Source organism: Curtobacterium sp. 1544, from assembly GCF_040544915.1.
In the GTDB taxonomy this organism is placed as follows: Bacteria; Actinomycetota; Actinomycetes; order Actinomycetales; family Microbacteriaceae; genus Curtobacterium; species Curtobacterium pusillum_C.
The window spans coordinates 1-2,951 of sequence record NZ_JBEPKX010000056.1 but is presented as its reverse complement, the minus strand read 5'-3'; the positions used below and the strand labels follow the sequence as shown (position 1 = coordinate 2,951).

1 protein-coding gene is annotated in these 2,951 nt (G+C 69.2%); it reads left to right on the top strand.

Annotated features, from left to right (window positions below; translation table 11 throughout):
• Positions 1-289: 289 nt before the first annotated feature.
• A complete protein-coding gene (locus ABIC61_RS18590) occupies positions 290-2,806 on the top strand; it encodes an ATP-dependent Clp protease ATP-binding subunit (protein WP_144756818.1) in 2,517 nt (838 codons plus the stop codon).
• Positions 2,807-2,951: the final 145 nt, after the last annotated feature.

Below are 2,951 nucleotides of genomic sequence, written 5' to 3'. Positions count from 1 at the left end.
GTGGGGTGGTGGTTGCTTATACCCCGGGCCCCGCGGGGGGGGGGGGGGGGGGGGGGGGGCGGGGGGGGCGGGGGGGGTCCCCCCCCCCCCCGGGGGGGGGGGGGGGGGGGGGGGGGGGGCCCCCCCCCGCGCCTCCAGTCCGCTGTTCCGTCAGCCCTGCCTGTCCGCTCGCAGCGCACATCCCGCAGCGAGGTCACGCCCACGGCGAACAGGGGCAGCCACCGGGGTGAGCGCTGGTTACTCTCGATGTACGTCACCGGACTTCCACGAGCCCGGCAAGGGAGAGCACATGTTCGAGAGATTCACCGACCGAGCCCGTCGTGTTGTCGTCCTCGCTCAAGAAGAAGCGAAGATGCTCAACCACAACTACATCGGCACCGAGCACATCCTCCTCGGCCTCATCCACGAGGGCGAGGGCGTCGCCGCCAAGGCGCTGGAGTCGCTCGGCATCTCGCTCGATGCCGTCCGCGAGCAGGTCCAGGACATCATCGGGCAGGGCCAGCAGCAGCCGACCGGGCACATCCCGTTCACGCCGCGCGCCAAGAAAGTGCTCGAGCTGTCCCTGCGCGAGGCGCTGCAGCTCGGCCACAACTACATCGGCACCGAGCACATCCTCCTCGGCCTCATCCGCGAGGGCGAGGGCGTCGCAGCCCAGGTGCTCGTCAAGCTCGGCGCGGACCTCAACCGCGTCCGCCAGCAGGTCATCCAGCTCCTGTCCGGCTACCAGGGCAAGGAAGCGGTCGCCGTCGGCGGCGAGCAGCAGCAGAACGCGCAGCAGGGTTCGCAGGTCCTCGACCAGTTCGGTCGCAACCTCACCCAGGCCGCGCGCGACGGCAAGCTCGACCCGGTCATCGGGCGCGAGAAGGAGATGGAGCGGGTCATGCAGATCCTCTCCCGTCGCTCCAAGAACAACCCCGTCCTGATCGGTGAGCCCGGCGTCGGCAAGACCGCCGTCGTCGAGGGCCTCGCCCAGGCGATCGTCAAGGGCGACGTGCCCGAGACGCTGAAGGACAAGCAGCTCTACTCGCTCGACCTCGGGTCGCTCATCGCCGGGTCCCGCTACCGCGGTGACTTCGAGGAGCGCCTCAAGAAGGTCACGAAGGAGATCCGCACCCGCGGCGACATCATCGTCTTCATCGACGAGATCCACACCCTCGTGGGTGCCGGTGCTGCCGAGGGCGCGATCGACGCCGCGTCGATCCTCAAGCCGCTCCTCGCCCGCGGTGAGCTCCAGACCATCGGTGCCACCACGCTCGACGAGTACCGCAAGCACTTCGAGAAGGACGCCGCACTCGAGCGTCGCTTCCAGCCGGTGCAGGTCAACGAGCCGTCGCTGCCGCACGCGATCAACATCCTCAAGGGCCTCCGCGACAAGTACGAGGCGTTCCACAAGGTGTCCATCACCGACGGTGCGATCGTCGCCGCGGCGAACCTGGCGGACCGCTACGTGCAAGACCGCTTCCTGCCGGACAAGGCCATCGACCTGATCGACGAGGCCGGCGCCCGCCTGCGTCTGTCGATCCTGTCGGCGCCGCCGGAGCTCCGCGAGTTCGACGAGAAGATCTCGGCGGTCCGCGGGCAGAAGGAAGCCGCGATCGAGGAGCAGGACTTCGAGAAGGCCGCGAGCCTGCGCGACGAGGAGAAGAAGCTCCTCGGCGAGCGTCTCCGCCTCGAGAAGCAGTGGCGCGCGGGTGACGTCGCCGCCTCCGGCACCGTCGACGAGGGCATCATCGCCGAGGTCCTGGCGCAGGCCACGGGCATCCCGGTGTTCAAGCTCACCGAGGAGGAGACCTCGCGTCTCGTCTTCATGGAGAAGGCACTGCACGAGCGCGTCATCGGTCAGGAAGAGGCCATCTCGGCCCTGTCCAAGACCATCCGCCGCACCCGCGCCGGCCTCAAGGACCCGAACCGCCCCTCGGGCTCGTTCATCTTCGCCGGCCCCACGGGCGTCGGCAAGACCGAGCTCGCCAAGGCGCTCGCGGAGTTCCTCTTCGACGACGAGGGTGCACTGATCTCCCTCGACATGTCGGAGTTCGGCGAGAAGCACACCGTGTCCCGCCTGTTCGGTGCTCCTCCCGGGTTCGTCGGGTTCGAGGAGGGCGGCCAGCTCACCGAGAAGGTGCGCCGCAAGCCGTTCTCCGTGGTCCTGTTCGACGAGATCGAGAAGGCCCACCCGGACATCTTCAACTCGCTGCTGCAGGTCCTCGAAGAGGGTCGTCTGACCGATGGTCAGGGCCGCGTGGTCGACTTCAAGAACACCGTCATCATCATGACCACGAACCTCGGTTCGCAGGGCATCGCCGGGGGCCCGGTGGGCTTCCAGGTCGAGGGTGACTCGGCCGTCGGCTACGACCGCATGCGCGGCAAGGTCAACGAGGAGCTCAAGAAGCACTTCAAGCCGGAGTTCCTCAACCGCGTCGACGACACGATCGTGTTCCCGCAGCTGTCGCAGCCGGAGCTGCTGCAGATCGTGGACCTGTTCGTGAAGCGCCTCGCCGACCGTCTGCTCGACCGCGACATGACGGTGGAGCTCACGCTCGCCGCCAAGGAGCAGCTCATCAAGGTCGGGTTCGACCCGTCCCTCGGTGCACGCCCGCTCCGCCGCGCGATGCAGCACGAGGTCGAGGACCAGCTGTCCGAGCACATCCTGCAGGGTGAGCTCAACGCCGGTGACCACGTGAAGGTCGACTTCACCGACGGCAAGTTCCAGTTCGAGACCGGGCGTCAGCCGGGCCGCGAGGAGGTACTCGCCGGGGCTGCCGCCGTCGAGGCGACGGACGCCCCGCAGGGCGAGATCGAGTCCTAAACCCAGCCACAAGCAGACGGGAGGCGGGGGGGGCGCGGGGCCCCCCCCCCCCCGCGGGGGGGGGGGGGGGGGGGGGGGGGGGAAATAGACGCGTAGTGTAGGGGGGGGTCCACGGGGCCCCCCCAGTGGGGGGCCCCGCGCGGGT